Annotated in this window: 19 protein-coding genes, 1 tRNA gene and 2 pseudogenes; 14 read left to right on the top strand and 8 right to left on the bottom strand. The window is 57.2% G+C overall.

The genetic code is table 11. The features are described 5' to 3' along the window. Positions 1–26: 26 nt before the first annotated feature. Positions 27–368, bottom strand: coding sequence for an acyloxyacyl hydrolase (locus tag JN12_RS20835; RefSeq protein ID WP_246125847.1), 342 nt, complete (start codon positions 366–368; stop codon positions 27–29). A 9-nt stretch (positions 369–377) separates the two neighbouring features. On the opposite strand from JN12_RS20835, the gene JN12_RS20830 reads away from it, so the two are divergent. Then, positions 378–683: a hypothetical protein gene (locus JN12_RS20830; RefSeq protein WP_246125846.1), complete on the top strand. Its 306-nt coding sequence runs from the start codon at positions 378–380 to the stop codon at positions 681–683. On the opposite strand, the gene msrA is transcribed toward JN12_RS20830, so the two are convergent. Both msrA and JN12_RS11110 read right to left on the bottom strand, forming a co-directional pair. Then, a complete protein-coding gene (gene msrA, locus JN12_RS11115) occupies positions 647–1114 on the bottom strand; it encodes a peptide-methionine (S)-S-oxide reductase MsrA (protein WP_145022629.1) in 468 nt (155 codons plus the stop codon). The two genes, JN12_RS20830 and msrA, sit on opposite strands and share 37 nt — an antisense overlap. A gap of 21 nt (positions 1115–1135) precedes the next feature. Next, positions 1136–2548: a phosphoglucomutase/phosphomannomutase family protein gene (locus tag JN12_RS11110; RefSeq protein WP_246125845.1), complete on the bottom strand. Its 1413-nt coding sequence runs from the start codon at positions 2546–2548 to the stop codon at positions 1136–1138. Positions 2549–2743: 195 nt separating this feature from the next. Between JN12_RS11110 and JN12_RS11105 the strand changes: the two genes are divergently transcribed. From JN12_RS11105 to JN12_RS11095, 3 genes are all read left to right on the top strand, one after another. Then, entirely contained in the window at positions 2744–3334 is a 591-nt protein-coding gene (locus tag JN12_RS11105; RefSeq protein ID WP_145022626.1) for a peptidylprolyl isomerase, read from the top strand. A 145-nt stretch (positions 3335–3479) separates the two neighbouring features. Then, positions 3480–4043, top strand: coding sequence for an elongation factor P (locus JN12_RS11100; protein ID WP_145022623.1), 564 nt, complete (start codon positions 3480–3482; stop codon positions 4041–4043). A 68-nt stretch (positions 4044–4111) separates the two neighbouring features. Beyond that, positions 4112–4187 (top strand) — tRNA-Phe (locus tag JN12_RS11095). A gap of 466 nt (positions 4188–4653) precedes the next feature. Here the strand turns inward: JN12_RS11095 and JN12_RS21330 are convergent. Next, positions 4654–4800 (bottom strand): annotated as a pseudogene (locus JN12_RS21330) (transposase); the annotation flags it as partial. Positions 4801–4920: 120 nt separating this feature from the next. Here JN12_RS21330 and JN12_RS11085 point away from each other — a divergent pair. Beyond that, positions 4921–6339, top strand: coding sequence for an ATP-binding protein (locus JN12_RS11085; protein WP_342795412.1), 1419 nt, complete (start codon positions 4921–4923; stop codon positions 6337–6339). A gap of 311 nt (positions 6340–6650) precedes the next feature. Beyond that, positions 6651–7138, top strand: a pseudogene (locus tag JN12_RS11080) (helix-turn-helix domain-containing protein); the annotation flags it as partial. 27 nt (positions 7139–7165) lie between these two features. Here JN12_RS11080 and JN12_RS11075 read toward each other — a convergent pair. The 4 genes from JN12_RS11075 to yaaA all read right to left on the bottom strand — a co-directional run bounded on the left by JN12_RS11075 (position 7166) and on the right by yaaA (position 10721). After that, positions 7166–8506, bottom strand: coding sequence for an ATP-binding protein (locus JN12_RS11075; RefSeq protein WP_145022616.1), 1341 nt, complete (start codon positions 8504–8506; stop codon positions 7166–7168). Positions 8507–8830: 324 nt separating this feature from the next. Next, entirely contained in the window at positions 8831–10018 is a 1188-nt protein-coding gene (locus JN12_RS11070) for an aminotransferase (RefSeq protein ID WP_145022613.1), read from the bottom strand. A gap of 17 nt (positions 10019–10035) precedes the next feature. Beyond that, positions 10036–10512: a MaoC family dehydratase gene (locus JN12_RS11065; RefSeq protein ID WP_145022610.1), complete on the bottom strand. Its 477-nt coding sequence runs from the start codon at positions 10510–10512 to the stop codon at positions 10036–10038. After that, positions 10509–10721: a S4 domain-containing protein YaaA gene (gene yaaA, locus JN12_RS11060; RefSeq protein ID WP_145022607.1), complete on the bottom strand. Its 213-nt coding sequence runs from the start codon at positions 10719–10721 to the stop codon at positions 10509–10511. The genes JN12_RS11065 and yaaA overlap by 4 nt, the downstream gene beginning before the upstream one ends. A 252-nt stretch (positions 10722–10973) precedes the next feature. Between yaaA and JN12_RS11055 the strand changes: the two genes are divergently transcribed. The 8 genes from JN12_RS11055 (at position 10974) to JN12_RS11020 (ending at position 18093) form a co-directional block, all read left to right on the top strand. Further along, positions 10974–11651 (top strand): cobalamin B12-binding domain-containing protein, encoded by a 678-nt coding sequence (locus JN12_RS11055; RefSeq protein ID WP_145022604.1) that lies wholly within the window; start codon positions 10974–10976, stop codon positions 11649–11651. Beyond that, complete coding sequence (locus JN12_RS11050) at positions 11648–12697, top strand: uroporphyrinogen decarboxylase family protein (RefSeq protein ID WP_145022601.1); 1050 nt, start codon at positions 11648–11650, stop codon at positions 12695–12697. Before JN12_RS11055 ends, JN12_RS11050 begins: the two co-directional genes overlap by 4 nt. A 2-nt stretch (positions 12698–12699) precedes the next feature. After that, a complete protein-coding gene (locus tag JN12_RS11045) occupies positions 12700–13296 on the top strand; it encodes a DUF1638 domain-containing protein (RefSeq protein ID WP_145022598.1) in 597 nt (198 codons plus the stop codon). Next, positions 13293–14642 (top strand): sensor histidine kinase, encoded by a 1350-nt coding sequence (locus JN12_RS11040; RefSeq protein WP_145022595.1) that lies wholly within the window; start codon positions 13293–13295, stop codon positions 14640–14642. The genes JN12_RS11045 and JN12_RS11040 overlap by 4 nt, the downstream gene beginning before the upstream one ends. Before the next feature lie 102 nt (positions 14643–14744). Next, positions 14745–16163: a B12-binding domain-containing radical SAM protein gene (locus JN12_RS11035; protein ID WP_145022592.1), complete on the top strand. Its 1419-nt coding sequence runs from the start codon at positions 14745–14747 to the stop codon at positions 16161–16163. Between the two features lie 87 nt (positions 16164–16250). Continuing rightward, the gene (locus JN12_RS11030; protein ID WP_145022589.1) at positions 16251–16490 is read left to right on the top strand and encodes a hypothetical protein; all 240 of its coding nucleotides are present in this window, start codon (positions 16251–16253) and stop codon (positions 16488–16490) included. Position 16491: 1 nt separating this feature from the next. Continuing rightward, on the top strand, positions 16492–16923 hold the full coding sequence (locus JN12_RS11025) for a type II toxin-antitoxin system VapC family toxin (RefSeq protein ID WP_170241901.1): 432 nt from the start codon (positions 16492–16494) through the stop codon (positions 16921–16923). Between the two features lie 129 nt (positions 16924–17052). Beyond that, positions 17053–18093: a PDDEXK nuclease domain-containing protein gene (locus JN12_RS11020; RefSeq protein WP_145022583.1), complete on the top strand. Its 1041-nt coding sequence runs from the start codon at positions 17053–17055 to the stop codon at positions 18091–18093. The last annotated feature ends 90 nt before the right edge of the window (positions 18094–18183 follow it).

Raw genomic sequence — 18183 nt, 5'->3', positions numbered from 1 at the left:
TGCGTTGAATTGCCTTTGATTCTCTGTCAAAAGAATACCGAGATCCCCAGCAGGAACTTGCTGGCGTTGAGCGGTTCGTTCGGCTCGGCGGTGCCGGCGTTGGAGACGTGGTGGTAGCGGTATTCGGCCATCAGGGCCAGACCGGGACGGAGCAGGTACTGGAGTCCGGTTCCCCCCTGGTAGGAGAAGTTGAGCCGGGTCCCCTGGGTGGGGAGTCCCAGATCGTTGAAGACGATCCCTCCGCCGGCGAAGACGTAGGGGAAGAACCCCTGTTCGGTGAGGCCGGTGAACTTCCAGCTCCCCAGGATGTAGCCGCCGGTCATGGTCCGGCCGTCATGGTCGACGGCCAGGTGCAGCGGCAGCTCCATGAGCAGTTCGTGCCTCCCCTGGAACCAGCTCCCGGCCCCCAGTTCGTCCGACAGGAAGTGGCCATAGCGGAGGATGGCGTCAAAGGTCTGGACCTGGGTGCGGGTGGCGCCGAAACCGCGGTGGGTGATGCCGTAGCCGGCGAGGATAGCCCGTTCCCCGGTCGCTCTGCCCGGCCCGCTCTCCGCAGCACGGGAGGTGGGGGGCGCGGACAGGCAGAGGAGTCCCAGGAGCAGGGCGCCGGCGAGGCGACTGGAGCTAAAGAGGGTAATGGAACCGGTCAGTGGCAGGTGGCACCTTCCAGATGCTCCAGATAGTGCTGGTGATACTCCTCGGCCCGCCAGAAGGCGGCTGCCCGGGTGATCTCGGTAACAATGGAGCGGCTGTGGCGGCCGCTCGCCTCTTCCCGGGCCAGGGAGGCCCGGGCCGCAGCTTCCTGCTTCGGGGTATGATAGAAAATGACGGAGCGGTAGTTCGTCCCCACGTCCGGTCCCTGGCGGTTCAGTTGAGTCGGGTCGTGGCAGTCCCAGAAGCGCTGGAGCAGTTGGTCGTAGCTGATCCGCGACGAATCGAAGGTTACCTCCACCACCTCGGCGTGGCCGGTGGTCTTGGAGCAGACCTCCTCATAGGTGGGATGTTCCTTCCAGCCCCCCATGTACCCGACCTGGGTGGCAATCACCCCGTCGAGCTGCTGGAACGCTGCCTCCACCCCCCAAAAACAGCCCGCGCCGAAGGTTGCCTTAGCCATTCTTCTCCTCCCACTGCCGGATCAGATGCCGGCGATCTCCCTGCCCGCCCTGAGCAGTTCCGTGACCAGTGCCGGGTCCCCGGCCTCGCTGTAGAGGCGCAGCACTGGCTCGGTGCCGGAGGGGCGGATAAGAAGCCACGAGCCGTCGCCGAAGATGAACTTGAACCCGTCGCTGAAGTTGGTGCTGGCAACCTCCCGGCCGGCGATGGTAGTAAGTCCCCCTTGCCGGAGGCGGGCGATCAGGCTCTCCTTGGCTGGTTGCGCGATGGGAAGGTCCAGCCGCTGGTAGGAAAAGTGGCCGATCTCGTCCATGGTCTCGTCGAGGAGCTCCCTGAGCCCCCTGCCCGACATGGCCATTGCCTCCAGCAGCAGAAGTCCCATCAGGATACCGTCCCGTTCCGGGATATGCCCCTTGACGCCAAGTCCGCCGGATTCCTCACCACCCATGAGGATGTCGTTCGCCAGCATCAACTCGCAGATATGTTTGAAGCCGATCGGGGTCTCGAAGAGGGGGAGGCCGAACTTCGCGGCCAGTAGGTCGATCATCCGGGTGGTGGAGACGGTCTTTACCACACCGCCGCTGAGCCCTTTGCGTTCGTGCAGGTGGCGGAGCAGGACCGTGAAGATCCGGTGGGAGGAGAAGAACTCGCCGGTTTCGTCCACGGCGCCGATCCGGTCGGCGTCGCCGTCCAGCGCCAGGCCGACTTTGAACCCGTTACTGACCACGCGGCCGGCCAGTTCCTGCAGGTGGTCGTCGGTCGGTTCGGGCGGCTGGCCGCCGAAGGAGGGGTTATAGTCACCGTGGATCTCGGTGACGCCCGGCAGGAGGGTGGGGAAGTAGCCGCAACCGGCTCCGTACATCGGATCGACTACCACCGGGATGGCGGCCCGGCGGATCAACTCCAGGTCGACATAGCGCCCCAACTGTTGCAGGTACGCCTCCCTCGGGTCGAAGAGGGTGACCGCCCCCGTTGCCACTGCCTCGGCCAGGGCAAGCCGCTTCACCGGTTTGCCGGCCGCCCGGTTCTCGGCCACCAGTTCCTCCAGGAGCTTGGTGGTGGACGGGCGGGCCGAGCCGCCGAACGACTCCTTCACCTTGAAGCCGTTGTAGGCCGGCGGGTTGTGGCTGGCGGTGATCATGATGCCGCCACCGGCCCGGAGTTCGTGGACGGCCCAGGAGATGGCCGGGGTCGGGGCGAAGTCGGCGGCGAGCCTGACCTTTATGCCGTTGCCGGCAGCAACCTCTGCCACGGCCTCGGCAAATTCACGGGAGAGGAAGCGCCGGTCGTAGCCGATGATCAGCCCCTGTTCCGCCAGCCCTTCACGGTGGAAGTGGTCCATGGTGGCCTGGGCCACCAGATCGAGATTGGCAAAGGTGAAGTCGCGGGCAATGACGCCGCGCCAGCCATCGGTGCCGAATTTTATGACCTGCACGTGAACCTCCTGGGAATCGGACTATGAAAATGCGCTGCATTTTCCAATGGCAGGCCAGCGTTGTCAACACTATATAGAGCCTGAGACGGAACAAAGTGTATTCTCGACCCCTGGAGAGGGCGGGTTCCTTGACCGGGCAGCCGATATGCCGTATAAATAAGCGGCAGGACACACTCAATCGGGAGGATTACTACCATGCTGAAACGTTTCATCCTGGCCCTGCTGGTATCTCTGGCCTTCGGCACCGTTGCCGCGGCTGCCGACGCCCCGGCGCAGGCCAAAAATCCGGTCGTCCTCATGGAGACCACCTTGGGGAATATCAAGATCGAACTCTTCCAGAAAGAGGCCCCCGTCTCCGTGAAAAACTTTCTCGACTACGTGAACAGCGGCTTTTACGCCGGCACCATTTTCCACCGGGTCATTCCCAATTTCATGGCCCAGGGTGGCGGCTATACGGATGCCCTCAAGAAGAAGCCGGGCAACCCCCCCATCAAGAACGAGGCGACGAATGGCCTGAAGAACGACCGGGGCACCCTGGCAATGGCCCGCACCAGCGTTATCAATTCCGCTTCCAGCGAGTTTTTCATCAACGTGGTCAACAACGATTTCCTGAACCACCAGGACGAGAGCCAGCGCGGTTACGGCTATGCGGTCTTCGGCAAGGTGATCGAGGGGATGGACGTGGTGGACAAGATCGTGGCGTCTCCCCAGCAGGCGGTGAACATGCTGTTCCAGAATCTGCCGACCAAAACGGTGGTGATCAAGTCGGTCAGCGTGGTCAAGTAGCATCGCTACGGATAGAAGAGAGGGGCGCCGCGGGGCGCCCTTTTCTTTTGAGCACCAAACGGACGACGAATCCGCCAAGCATGTTGTAATCGTGGGCGATTTCTGCTACATAAATGCGATTTTTACACGTTAAGGAGAAGAGCATATGGTCACGACATCGGATTTCAAAAAGGGGCTGGTCATCAAACTGGATGGCGCCCCCTGTCTCATAGTGGATGTGCATTTCCAGTCACCTTCGGCCCGCGGCGCCAACACCATGGTCAAGACCAAGTACCGCAACCTGATCACCGGCCAGGTGCTGGAAAAGACCTTCCGTTCCGGCGACAAGGTGGATGAGGCCGATTTCGAGCGGAAAAAGGGGCAGTTCCTCTACGCAGACGGCGCCAGGGGGGTCTTCATGGACCTGGAGACCTACGAGCAGTTCGAGGTGGAGGGGGAAATGTTCGACCCGATCGCCCAGTATCTGTTGGACGGGACCGAGGTGCAGCTGGGGATTTTCCAGGAGCGGCTGGTGAGTGTGGACCCTCCCATGGTGGTGGAGCTGACCATCACCGAGACCCCGCCGGTCATGAAGAACGCCACGGCCACGGCCCAGACCAAGGAGGCGACCCTGGAGACCGGCCTGACGCTCCAGGTGCCACCGTACCTGGAAGTGGGGGAGAAGATCAAGGTCGACACCCGCGACTGTCGCTTCGTTTCTCGTGCATAGGGAAAATCCGTATCAGGGAAAATTCTGTTGACACTAAAACGGAATGACGCTATAAAAGCATTCTTTTTGCCCAGATAGCTCAGTCGGTAGAGCAGAGGATTGAAAATCCTCGTGTCGGCGGTTCGATTCCGTCTCTGGGCACCACTACTCATTAAGCGCTAAGTATTTAAAATACTTGGCGCTTTTCTTTTCCGGCTTCCTCCCCTTCGAGGTACACCGTCGGTACACCATTTTATAAATTGCTGTAAATTAAGTTAGTTATGGTTGTTTTTACATGAAACCTATTTCTGTAAAAGCACTCAATAAAATGCTGTAATTTAGAGATGTTACAAGCAATTTTTTACAAAAAATCGGTTCCATCCCCACGCTAAGCACCATGCTTTTTAGATAAAACAAACAATATCAGCATGTTGCATATTTCAAGCACTATATGCCCGCATTTTTTAATTAATTCAGTTACCCCCTGACTGTATATTCTCTACGCCGCGATATTTTCAGTCCCTGCCAACCGTTGTCCCAACTCAAAAGCACGCTGACATTCCAGCGGCAACACCTCTGTACGACGTTTAGCTTTGTGAATCGGGTCGAAACTTTCGATGACCACCTTTGCATAGGCAAAGAAGGGAATGATTCGCTCCCAGTTACGGAGCCAGGACTGGCTGATGGTCGGGTGCGATTCGTCCCACTTCTGGGCAAAGACAGTCAGGTTCAGTTCGGCCTACTCGGCTGTTGTCGACTGGTAAATGACCTTTAGATCTTCCAATTATGGGCTTTCTCTTCAATGTATTTCAGCAGTTCAGTTGGCTAAATCCGTATTCGGTTGACTTTTGAAGCCAATAAGTATAATTACGATTATGCAAATTATAATTATACTTAAATGGTGATGCCAATGCGATTCGTCAACAGAACAGAAGAACTAGCCTTCCTGAACAAATATCATGACCAGTCCGGTTTCCAATTCATCCCGCTTTACGGTAGACGCCGTGTAGGCAAGACTCGACTGGTACGCGAATTCATCCGCGACAAACGGGCTCTTTACTTTCTTGCTGACAGTGTGACTGAGGGAGAGCAGTTGCGTAATTTGGGATGCGAAGTTGGTGAATACTTCAGCGACACCATCCTGATAGATTCAGGCTTTCGGGACTGGCAGCAGTTCTTCCGCTATCTCAAGGAGAAGGCAGGGCACGAACGGCTTGTCATGGTTATTGACGAATTTCCCTATCTGGTCAACTCAAACAAAGGGATTTCATCCATCTTTCAGAAGGGGATTGATACCCACCTGAAGGAGAGTAATCTGTTTCTGATCCTGCTTGGGTCAAGCATCGGCATGATGGAAGAGGAGGTCCTTTTTTACAAAGCGCCACTGTATGGCAGACGTACTGCTTCACTGGAAGTACGGGAAATGCCGTTCACATCGCTGGCAGAGTTTTTTCCTGAAGCCGACTTGAAGCAGCGGCTGGAGATCTACGGTGTTTTTGGTTCAATCCCGGCATATATCGAACGTTTTGACTCCAAGAACAGCATTCAGAGCGCCATCAACGATCTTATCCTTGACCGGGGTTCGTTTCTCCACAATGAAGTCGAGTTCCTGCTGCGTGAAGAGTTGCGCGAACCACGCAACTATTTCGTTATCCTGCGTGCTATTGCCCAAGGAAAACGGAAGATGTCGGAAATCATCAACGACACCGGCTTTGAAAAGAGCCATCTTGCCCGGTATCTGGATATCCTGCGTTCACTCCGTTTCGTGGACAAAGAAATTCCGGTTACTGAGAAATATCCCGAAAAGAGCCGGCTTGGCCTGTACCGCTTGCATGACCGTTTCTTTTCCTTCTGGTTCAAATATATCTTTCCCCACCGGAGCAGGCTGGAAATCGGCAATACCGATTACCTGATCAATAAACTCAACGAAACCTTCGACCAGCATCTTTCTTTTGTGTATGAGGATGTTTGCCGGGAACGCTGCCTGGAGTTTCTGAAAACCGGCACAATGACATTTTCAGCGATCGGCAGGTGGTGGCAGAAGAACGAAGAAATTGACCTGGTGGCGCTGGATGAAGATAGCGACACCATCTGGTTCGGTGAATGCAAGTGGAGCATCAATCCGGTTGGTGAGGATGTCTACCGCGACCTGCAACGCAAGGCACGGCTTGTTGTATGGGGTAAAGAGTCACGACAAGAGCGTTTCATCCTGTTCAGCAGAAGCGGCTTTACTAATGGCATGCATAAGCTGGCTGTTCAGGATAATGTGCTGTTGGTTGAGGGGTGGGACGTACCCGGTCATGACGATTACCTTTGAACCGTTGAATAAACAGACTATTGTTGACAACAATGACCTTTTATTCAGTATGTTAAATCACGATTCTGATGTTTTTTTCATGCGAATAACATTCTATGAAGCTAATTGCAGTCAACAGATATGATATCACTCTTTTTCGATTCAACTCAGTAGCTTACTGAAATGTACTGTTATTTAAACTGATTCGGAATCGAACCGGCTGCGTAATTCGCAACCGAACATAAAATTTACTGTACAAAATTTGAACTCCTCGTCACAGCGAATGGGTAATGGTATGATGGCGCCATTTCCAGTTCGGAGGTTTCACGAATATGCAACCTGAAGCTCTTTTTGGCATTGCCCTTGGCATCACTCCACCGTGGGAGGTTACGGAAGTGACCTTTAGCAAGGAATCCAACCGGCTTGACATCACCATCGATTTTCAACGTGGTGCAACCTTTGCCTGTCCGGTGTGCGGTACCCCTGCGCCCGCGTATGACACGACGGAGAAAGAATGGCGCCATCTAAACTTCTTCCAGTATGAAGCCTACCTGCAGCCAGGGTTCCACGGGTCAACTGCCCCAACAAGGGCTGTGGCGTGAAACAGGTTGCGGTTCCCTGGGCGCGTGCCGGTTCCGGTTTCACGTTGTTGTTTGAGTCTCTGGTGATGACCATGGGTCGTGACTTGCCGGTCAAGGTCATGAGCCGACTGTTTGCCGTTACCGATACCCGTCTGTGGCGGGTAATCCAATCGTATGTCGAGATGGCCAGGGCCGCAGAAGATTACTCCGACGTAAAAAGGGTCGGTGCACCCTCTACCCACGTGATACGTTGAGGAGTTAATCGGTCAACTGTTCGAAGAAGTGCCGTGCAACAGTAATTCAGCATCTTCGACCCCAAGAGCACGGAAATCAACTTTGTAGCCCTGATAATCCATGATCAGGTTCTTTGCCTTCTTTTCAAGGTCTGCCAGGCTGATCCTGCTCTTATTCGCCTTGATCTCGGCAATAACGATCTCCTTTTTGATGTCGTTGATTGCTACCAGGTCGATTTCGTTCTTGTTACCACGTTCCCAGTGCGATCCAATGCGGTTAAATTTCCCGCTGGCAGCATACAGTTCGTGGAAGAACCTCTCCAGTATTCTGCCTGACCAGGTGGCATAATCACGTTCGACTATCTCGCGGATATAGGCAAAGTTGCCGGTTTCAACAGCAGACAGGTTACGGTAGATAAACCGGAACCAGAAGTTCAGGAAATTATCACGGATGAAATACTTCTGTAATCTGCTGCCAGGCTTGGCATCAATGGGCTTGTGACGGTCTATAAGAGCATATTCGCCTTCGAGCTTGGCAAGGTATGCGCCGGTATGGATATCCAGAACGGATTCGATTTCACTTCGGGCAGTTTTGCCGGTTGCTATCAACTCCAAGATGGAAAAGTAAGTGCCATACTCTTTGCCGAATTCCTCGATAAGCAGACTCCTCCCTTCATTCAGGAACGGAGAAAATTGTCTGAACATGAAGTCCATCATCTGCTGCCTGGACAAGGCATTGTTTTCTGCCAGCATCTCAAGATATTTGGGGAGCCCCCCGGTGACGGCATACGCATCAAAGAGCGTCTGCATATCACGATGGCCAAAGTCGCTGGTTACGGCAAAGATGGATCTGATGCTGAACGGTTTCACAAACATGATCCGGTCGGCCCGACCGAACAGAGGTTCTTTTTCATCCTGGAAAATGCGGTGCATCAAGGAATGCACAGACCCAATGAAGATGACGTTCAGTTTGCTGGTGGACTTGTTACGGTCCCAGATATTTTGAAGCTCGGAATAAACAGCGGGGTTTATGCTGAAGAATTCCTGAAATTCATCGACGATCAGGGTAATGCGTTGGGTGCGTGATACTTCGATCAGCAGATTGAATATGTCGCGGAAGTGGCGTATCTCGCCAATGACGGGGATGGTAAAGTTGCGGCGGATCTCTTCAATGTATTCCTGACAAAGAAGGGCCTCCGCCTTTTTTGATACGAACAGGTAGAGATGCTTGTGGTTTTTTGCTGACTCAAGCGCAAGCAGCGTCTTGCCGACGCGGCGGCGGCCAGTGAGAACGGTCATCCGTCCGGTTGAGCCTGCCTGTTCATAAAGCGTAGCCAGTTCAGCCAGCTCGTTTTCTCTGTTGTAGAATTTCATATAGGCCGCCCGTTATTTATAGTAACAGCGGTTACTGTAATTTAATGCGGTTATTTATGCAATGGTCTTTCAGCTTTTTTCTTCATTCTCTTGGGGCGTTTCTTCAACAACAGTTATGTCCATCAGCTCCATCAGCTTTACGCTAATTCGCTCCATAGGTTCCCGCAAGCGGTCGGTGGTGATTTGTAGATGCCCTCCAGTAACATCGCTTCCGTCGCTGTGGTTCAGCAGCTTTTTCAGGGCAGCATACGAAATACCCTAAGTTCCCCTGAACACCTATTCAACTGTTATCAACACAACATCACGTAAGACGTCTCACGTCTCCTATTTACACGTCTCGCCCGCTAACTCCCGGAAGCGTTGGCACGCCTCGGGGATCATCGCTTCGCCGATGTTGCCGAAGGCCAGCCGCAGATACCCCTCCAGCCCTGGGCCGAAGACCTCGCCCGGCAGGGTGAGCAGTCCCGCTTCTTTGACCAGCCGTCGCGCCGTTTCCCGGCCGGTGAGGCCGGGAAACGGATGCCTGATCCAGCCGAAGAAGGCGCCGCTCGCCACCAGGGCGAACGGGTTGCCGGGTTTGGTGAACTCCGCGCGAAACCGGTCGTGGCGCCTTGCCATCATCTCCCGGTTGCCGGCCACCCAGCCATCGAGCTGCTCCGCGCCGAAGCGGATGGCGTGCTGGGTGATGCGCGGCTGGCAGACCGCCATGGTGTCCTGGACCTTGAGGCTGTGGTGGATGAACTCCTCCCCCGCCACCAGTGCCCCGGCGCGGAAGCCGGTCAGGGCGTAGGTCTTGCCGAACGACATGATATGAACGAAGTGGTCTCCCCAGGCCGGATCAATGAACAGGTCGTGGGGTCGGTCGCCGCCGGGAAGGAAGGCGGCGTAGGTCTCGTCCAGCACCAGGGCGATGCCGTGTCGGGCGGCCAGATCGAACAGGCTGCGGATCGTTGACGGGGGGATGATGGCGCCGGTGGGGTTGCTGGGGGTGACCAGAAGCAGCGCCCGGGTTCGGGGGGTGATCAGTCGTTCGATGGCGGCCGGGTCCGGGAGGCCGCTGTTCTCTTCGCTGAACGGGGCGTAGACCCTGGAGATCCCGAGCATGGCCAGGGCCATGTCGTGGTCGAAGTAGTAGGGGACCTGGACGATCACCTCGTCCCCGGCTCGGCAAAGGGTTACCATGGCGAGCCAGAAGGCCTGGCTGGCGCCGATGGTGAGACAGAGCTGGCGCGGCGTGAGGCTGGCCCCGTAGCTTCGGGCATAGTGGGCGCAAAGCGCCTCCCGCACCGGAGCCAGCCCCTCGTCAGGCGAGTAGCGGGCGGTCAGGGGGTCGTCCAGGGATTTTTTCAGGTGCTCGATCAGTGCCGGTGCCGGCGGATAGTCGGGGACCGCCTGGCAGAGATCGATCAGCGGCCGGTCGGCCAAGAAACTGCTTTCGGCCAGCCATCCCTGCACTTCGGAAATGGGGGGGAAGTGCACCCCCCTGATCAGCTCGGAAATGGCGAACTTCATGGTCTTTTCCTCAACAGTTATGGATAGAGCCGGAACAGCTGGTCGGCCACGCAGGCCGGTTTCGCGTCCCCCTCGATCTCCACGGTGATCCGATAGACGATCTGTGCTCCACCGTGGATCTCTTCCGCGCCGATCACCGTGCTCCGCGCTCGTATCCGGGAGCCGACCACCAGTGGTGCCGGAAAGCGTAGCCGGTCGAGGCCATAGTTGACCCGCAGGCGCATTCCGGGGTAGTTCCGCTCGAAGGCGCCAGGGGCAAAGCTTTCGGTGAGAAACGGAAGGAGCGACAGGGTCAGGAAGCCATGGGCGACGGTGGCGCCATAGGGGGAATCCCGTCGCGCCCGCTCCGGATCGGTGTGAATCCACTGCAGGTCGCCGGTCACCCTGGCGAAGCCGTCGATCCGCTCCTGATCCACCGTAAGCCAGGGGCCTACATGGACCTCGGCGTCGATTTTTTCCCGGTACATCTGAAGCAGTTCGTGGACAGCACTCATTGGTTGCCCTCCTCTTCGACACGGTAACAGTGGCCGGCCACCTCCACCCGATCGCCGGGCCTGAGCTTTCGACCGCGCCGCAGCTCCACTTCGCCATTGACGAGCACCTGCCCGTCGGCGATCAGCATTTTCGCCTCTCCGCCTGATCCTACCGTATTGACCGCTTTGAGGAAGCTGTCCAGCTTTATGAACTCCGTTGAAATTTCCATCGGCATCCTCCGGTTTCGGTCCAGTTGAAGCTCCATCGCTTGAAAGATGCCATAGTAGAGCAGAAGCAACGCAAGTTCAAGCGGGGAGACGGCGCCGTGATGCGACCGTCCACTGGGCAGTTGACCGTTTCGTGCGGTGCCTTCAGGCGGGTAGCGACGGAGTTTGGGGTGCGCACAAATGACCTTGACAGTAAATTAAAATGAGCTAAGGTAATAATTACCATAACACCCTTTAGTTAGAGCAGAGTTAAGATGACAAACAGTTCTATTGCCCATATTGCATCAAGCTTCTTCGATGCCCTGTTTGACACGGACCGCCCAAAGGCGCTATCGGTCATCAACCGTGCTATCGGCAGGAATATTGCTCCCGAGGACTTGGTGTTCTCGGTGGTGCTGCCCGGCATCGAGCGCATGACCGACTCAATGGTCGATACGGAAAAGACCAACCTGTCCCAGCATTTCATTGCCTCACAGATCTGCGAGGAGGTCATCGACCTGTTGCTCCCACTGTTCAGCGGTGCGCCAAGCTTTCAGGGGACCGTGATCCTCGGTACCTCCAGCGGCGACTTCCATGGACTCGGCAAGAAGATTGTCCGTGGTTGCTTGCGCTCAAGTCTCTTTTCGGTGGTTGATCTGGGAATCAACGTTACTGCGGAACGGTTCGTGGAAGAGGCGGTCAGTCAGAAGGCAGCTATTATTGGCGTTTCTTCAATGATGGTCCATACGGCGCTGAGCGACCAGGGACCGCGCCGGGTCCGCCAGCTGCTGCACGAGCGGGGCCTGGAAGAGCGGATCAAGCTGGTGGTTGGCGGTGCCCCCTACAAGTTTGATCCGGAACTCTACCGGACGGTAGGAGCCGACGCGTGGGGAGAAAACGGCATGGAGGCGGTGCGGGTGATCACACGGCTTCTGGGAGCACAAAAGCCATGAACAACGGCATGGAAAGGTTTGGCGCACTCATGGCCGGCAAGCTGCCGGACCGGGTGCCGCAGATTTTCAATCTCTGCGAACACGGGGCGCGCATCCTCGGCATGCCGATCAAGGAGTACTACGCCTCGCCGGAGCATGTGGCCGAAGGACAACTCCGTCTGCGGGAACGGTTCGGGTACGACACCCTTCTGGGGTTCTACCATGTGGCCAAGGAGGCTGAGATGCTCGGGTGCCGCAGGTTGATCTACGCCGCCGATGGGCCGCCCAACGTGGGCCACCTGGTGCTCGACAGCTATGAACGGATCGGGACCTTTGCCATTCCCGACAATCTGGACGACAATCCCCACTGCCGTGACGTGAGCCGCTGCATCCAGCTGATCAAGGCCGGGGCCGGTGGCCGCTACCCGGTGCTCGCTTCCATGACCGCCTCGTTTTCCCTGCCGCCGATCCTGATCGGTATGGACCGCTGGCTTAACCTGCTCTTCAATGGACCGGCCGCCCTCTGCCGGGAACTGCTGGAGAAGTGTTCCCTGTTCTGTCGGCGCTATCTGGCGGCCCTCCGGTCTGCCGGTGCCGACCTGATCACCTATGTAAACCCGGTCGCCTCGGCAACCTTTCTCAGTGACCGCCAGTTCTCAGAGCTGGCGCTCCCGTGGGTGCAACGAGACTTTGCCGACGGCCGGACCGGGGACATCGTCTATTTCAACGGCGGTGGCCGGATCGGCCCTCAGATCGCCCGATTGGCCGACACCTTCCCCTTTGCCGCCTACTATCTGAGCCCCCAGGACGATATCCACCGGGCCAAGGCCGATGTCGCAGGGAGGGCGCTGATCGTCGGCACCATCAACGATGTTCGGCTGTTGGAGTGGGATGCCGCGACGATTGACCGCGAGGTGGCTCGCATTATGGCGGAAGGGGCTGCTGGCGGTGGATTCGCCTTCGGCACGCTTCTGACCCCCTATCTGGTCCCGGACGAGAAAATAGTCCTGCTCCTGAAGGCGGCGAGTCGCTACGGAAGCTATGCCGGCGACTCGGTAGAGGGATGACCATGTCGGGGAATGACGCTGAACTCGCGCTTCTGATCGGTTGCGGCATCCTCCGGGCCGAGATCCTTTTTCTGATCGAAAAAAACCACTGGCCTCTGGAGGCCGTCTTCCTGCCATCGTCCCTGCATGTGGATTTCGAACAGCTTGAGAATTCGCTGAGAAAGGCGTTGGCGCTTCACTCCGGCAGGCGGAAGGTGATCTTTTACGGCACCTGTCATCCGCGGATGGATTCCCTGATCGGAACCGGTGCCGTGGTGCGGACGGAAGGGCAGAACTGCATCGACATGCTGCTCGGCAGAGAGCGCTTCACGCGGGAACTCGCTACGGGCGCTTTTTTTCTCCTGGAGGACTGGGCCGAACATTGGGAGCAGGTGATCCATCCGGTCTTCGAGAGCAATCAGGAAGCAATCAGAGCCATTTTTACCAGCGAACACAGGCGGCTTATGGCCATCAGAACCCCCTGTTCGGCCGACTTCACCGCAAAGGCCAAGAAAGTGGCTGATATAACCGGCCTCGCGCTGGAGTGGATCGACGTTACCCTGGACAAGCTCGAACAGTGTCTGAGAACCGCCCTTGACCGTCTCGGTGCCGTCCCATGACGAGGAAGAGTCCCATAGCTGGCAACAAGCATGAACGGCTCCGGGGGAGAGTCGATGACCTTGCCAGGGCCAAGGCACAACTGGAGCTGAAGGTACGGATGCTCGAACGCCTGGCAGTTGGTCGCGGGCTGGACGAGACACTGCAGAACATACTGGATATCCTCATGGAGACCATCGGCGCAACGGATATCTCGGTCTACTACCGGCTCGGTGAGGCGTGGCACTGCAAGGGGCTGTTCGCTGCCAGATCGTTCAGCGGTGACCCGGACGACCCGTTGGTCTGCCAGGCCATAGCCAGCCGTGACTTTGTCGGGAGTGCTGCCGAACCACTGATCGCTTCCTCGACGGAAAACTGGAATTTCCCGCTCCTGTACCAGGGTTCCGTGGTTGGCGTGGTGCGGATGCAAGGAATGATCCTGACCGGTGCGAACATCCGGGAAGACCTGGAACCGTTCTTCCGGTACGCCGCCCTGGTGCTCCTTAATGCCATCAACAACTATCAGGATCTCGTCAGACTCAATGCCGAGCTCGAACAGCGGGTACTGGAGCGGACCGCCCAGTTGGCTGCTGCCAACGAGACGTTGATGCGGGAAGTTGAACAACGGAAGCGGGCACAGGAGGAGGTAGGCCAGTTGAACGATAGTCTGGTCAGGCAGAAAACCGCTCTGGAAGTGGCCAATCGTGAGCTGGAATCGTTCAGCTACTCCGTATCCCACGATCTGCGGGCTCCGCTACGGCACATAAGCGGTTTTGTCACGGCGCTCATGGAAGACTACGGCAGCACGCTGAATGAAACGGCCCACGACTACCTGCAGCGGGTCGTTGTTGCCAGTGGAAAGATGGGCGATCTGATCGATGCCCTGTTGAAACTCTCCAGGCTCAGCAGGGGGGAGATGACCATCGATCACCTGGATCTGAGCAACATGGTCCGGGAGATTCTGGCGGTATTGCAGGGCAGCGACCCCGGCCGGCAGGTCCGGGTGTCCGTTGCCGATGGCGTCACGATTGACGGTGATGCGACACTCATGCGGGCCGCCCTGGAAAACCTGCTCGCCAATGCCTGGAAATATACCCGGCGTAATCCGGCTCCGGTCATTGACTTCGGCGCCTACCGGGAGGACCAGCGAACGGTCTGTTATGTCCACGATAACGGTGCAGGGTTCGACATGGTCTATGCCGACAAGCTCTTCGGCGCGTTCCAGCGGCTTCACCGGTCGGAAGAGTACGAAGGGGTCGGCATTGGCCTGGCCACGGTCCAGCGGATCATTCACCGCCACGGCGGCACGGTCTGGGCCGAAGGAAAGGTCGGGGAAGGGGCGACGTTCTATTTCTCCCTGAATCAGTAGGGTCGGGAGCCCATATCCCGACTCAGCCCTTTCCATTTGCTTTCCGGTAGCAAACCGATTAGCATACCCACCGGGCAACCGACCATACCCGGAGGGTCCTCAGTGAAAGTCCTCTTCGTCCATCCGTACGGCAGTAACTGGATGGGCACCGGTAAAGACATTACCACCATCTTCAACCTGATGCCCCCCCTCGGCATGCTGAGTATTGTCGCCTTCCTCGAACAGCGTGGCGTCGAGGCGGAGATCATCGACTGCTACGCCAGCCCCATGACGGCAGAGGCGCTGGTGGCCGAGATCATCCGGCGCGCCCCTGACGTGGTCGGTTTTTCCTGTACCACCTCGTCGTTTCTCGAAGGGTACGGCTTTGCCGCCCTGCTCAAGGAACGGGCGCCCGGCATCGTCACCGTCTTTGGCGGCGCCCACGCCTGCTCGGTCGGGGTGGGGCTCTTGGACCGGTTCCCGGCCATCGACTACCTGGTGATCGGCGAGGGGGAGCAGACCTTCTATGAACTGGTCGCTGCCGGCTGCCGCGGTGTCGAGGCGATTCCCGGCATCGGCTTTCGCAAGGACGGGGTCGGTACCCTTTCGGGCGTCAGGGAGCTGATTCCCGATCTGGACAGCCTCCCCTTCCCGGCCTACCACCGCCTTCCCCAGTTCCCGCGGCGCTATACCCTGCCGCTCTTCAGCTTTCCCACGGCCCCCAATACCAGCATCATCTCCAGCCGCGGCTGCCCGTACCAGTGCTCCTATTGCGACCGTTCGGTCTTTTCCCGCGGATTTCGCTTCAACTCGCCCGAGTACATCGTCGAGCACCTGAAGATGCTGAACCGGGACTACGGCATCCGCCATGTCTTCTTCTACGACGACCTGTTCACCACCGACCGCGGCCGGGTGGCCCGTTTCTGCGAGCTGAAGGAGCGGGAGCGGCTACCGGTCACCTACAACTGCATCGCCCGGCTGGAGCATGTGGATGCGGAACTGCTGCACCTGCTCAAGCGCTCCGGCTGCTGGCAGGTGAACTTCGGTATCGAGTCCGGCGACCCGGAGGTCCTCAGGAAACACCGGAAGTTCTACGGCCTGGACGAGGTGCAGCAGAAGCTCACGATGGTAAGAAAGACCGGGATGCGGGTAAAGGGGCTCTTCATGGTGGGGCTGCCGGGAGAAACCGAGGAGTCGATCCGCCGAACCATCGACTATGCCCTCAGCCTCCCCCTGGACGAGATCAACGTCACCAAGTTCACGCCATTCCCCGGCGCGCCGGTGTATGCGACCATCCGCGAGCACGGGGAATTCTTTGAGGAGTGGCCCCGGATGAACTGCGTGAACTTCGTCTTCATTCCCCATGGCATGACCATTGAGCAACTGGAACGGCTCTACAACGAGTTCATCAGCCGCTTCTACCGCCGCAGCCGCATCCACTGGGGGTACACCACCATGCTCTGGAAATCGCCCCAGAGCGTGGCGATGTTTATGAGGAACCTGCCGGAAATCCTCAGGTTTGAGCTGAAGCAGAAGTGGTGAAGAGTGGGTGGATGACGGCGGTTGGTTTGACGAAACTTTGGCTGCCATGTATACTTATCACGGTTACCTATATTCAAGGGGGATGCCATGGCACAAAATGCACGTAAACTGAACTTCATGATCGACAATGACGTTGCCGACGAACTTGAACGACTGATTCCATCGGGCCAGCGCAGCAGGGTCGTGAGCCAGGCAATCGCCAACGAGCTGGCACTGCAGCGCCGCCGGAGCATTACTTCCAGGTTGCGGGAGCTTCGTTCTCATCTGCCGGTGGTGAGCGCCGAGAAGCTGCAGGTCGATCTCGCTGAAAACCGAAGAAGGGGGTAATGTGATTACCTCCAAAGTTTACGTTCCTGATGCCTCGGTCATCCTGAAGTGGGTATTTGACATCCCGGAGGAGGCAGGCAGGGACGCCGCGCTCATGTTGCTGGACAGCTGGGTTGCCGGTGAGTGCGAGTTCGTACTCCCTTCGCTCTGGCTGTATGAAGTCGGCAACATCATTGGCAGGAACATCCCGGGCAAGGCCGCCGAGGTCATGGAGCTGCTGATTGAGTATCGCATTACGGAAGCGCCGGTAAACTCCGCCATTGTCAGCCGCACCCTGGCAATCATGTCGAAGTGCAAGGTTACGTTTTACGATGCCGTGTATCATGCCATTGCCCTTGAGCGCAGAGGGACGCTGGTAACGGCGGATGCCGCTTACATGAAAAAGGCGGGGAAGCATGGGAATGCGGTCTTGTTGTCTGATCTTGGGAGATGAACTACGTGCGAAGCTGGATTAACACTAAAGCGCGCCGTGGAAATCGCCATTGAACTGGATGAGCAGGCTGGGATAGCTTTCATTGACAATCAGGAGAGTGCCCGTGCCTGTTGAGTGTTGGAGGAACCCATGACGAAACCTGCCATCACTAATTATGACCATTTCCTGCACGATCTGAAGACACGCATCCGCGCTGCCAGGACTCGGGCGGCTCTGGCGGTCAACCGTGAGCTGGTGCTACTTTACTGGCAAATCGGCCTCGACATCCTGGAGCGGCAGGAACGCGAGGGGTGGGGCGCCAAGGTCATTGAGCGGCTGGCAAACGACTTGCGGCATGAGTTCCCGGATATGAAGGGGTTTTCTCCTCGAAACCTGAAATATATGCGTAAGTTTGCCGAGTCATGGACTGATGAGGAATTTGTGCAGCAGTCTGCTGCACAAATTCCCTGGTTTCACAACTGTGTCCTGCTCGACAAAGTCAGCAGCCGCTCCGAACGAGAATGGTACATACACAAAGCATTTGAACATGGCTGGTCGCGCGACATTCTGGCGATGCAGATTGAAACCAGGCTGTTTCATCGTCAGGGCAAGGCCGTCAGCAACTTTGCCGATACGCTCCCCCCTCTTCAGTCGGATCTTGCGCAACAGACCTTGAAAGACCCCTACCTTTTCGACTTTCTCGGTCTTGGCAATGACGCCCAGGAGCGGGAAGTCGAACGGGAACTGGTCAAACACATCACCAGCTTTCTGCTGGAACTGGGAGCCGGTTTTTCGTATGTCGGTAGACAGGTACCACTGGAAGTGGAGGGAGAGGACTTCTTCATCGACCTGCTCTTCTACCACCTGAAACTCCGCTGCTACGTGGTGATCGAACTGAAGGCCACCAAGTTCAAGCCGGAATATGCCGGTAAACTCAATTTCTACCTCTCGGCAGTGGATGCCACCATGCGCCATGAAAGTGACAATCCCTCCATCGGCTTGATTCTTTGCAAGGACCGCAAGGGACTGATTGCCGAATACGCGCTGAAGGACATTTCCAAACCGGTAGGTGTTTCGGAATATCAGCTTGTGGCCGCCATTCCGGAAAACTTGAAGGGAAGTCTGCCGACTGTTGAGGAGCTGGAGGCGGAGTTTTCGGACAACCCCGAAAACGACTCAGGCACGGAATAGGTGATCATTTCGGTGACGTCACCGAAATGATCACAGCAAAAACCAGAAACATCTAATGGCACCCAAATGCCGTGCAGATGACCGAACCGC

Source organism: Geobacter argillaceus, assembly GCF_007830735.1.
GTDB lineage: Bacteria > Desulfobacterota > Desulfuromonadia > Geobacterales > DSM-12255 > Geomobilibacter > Geomobilibacter argillaceus.
This window is presented reverse-complemented; position numbering and strand designations above follow the sequence as displayed.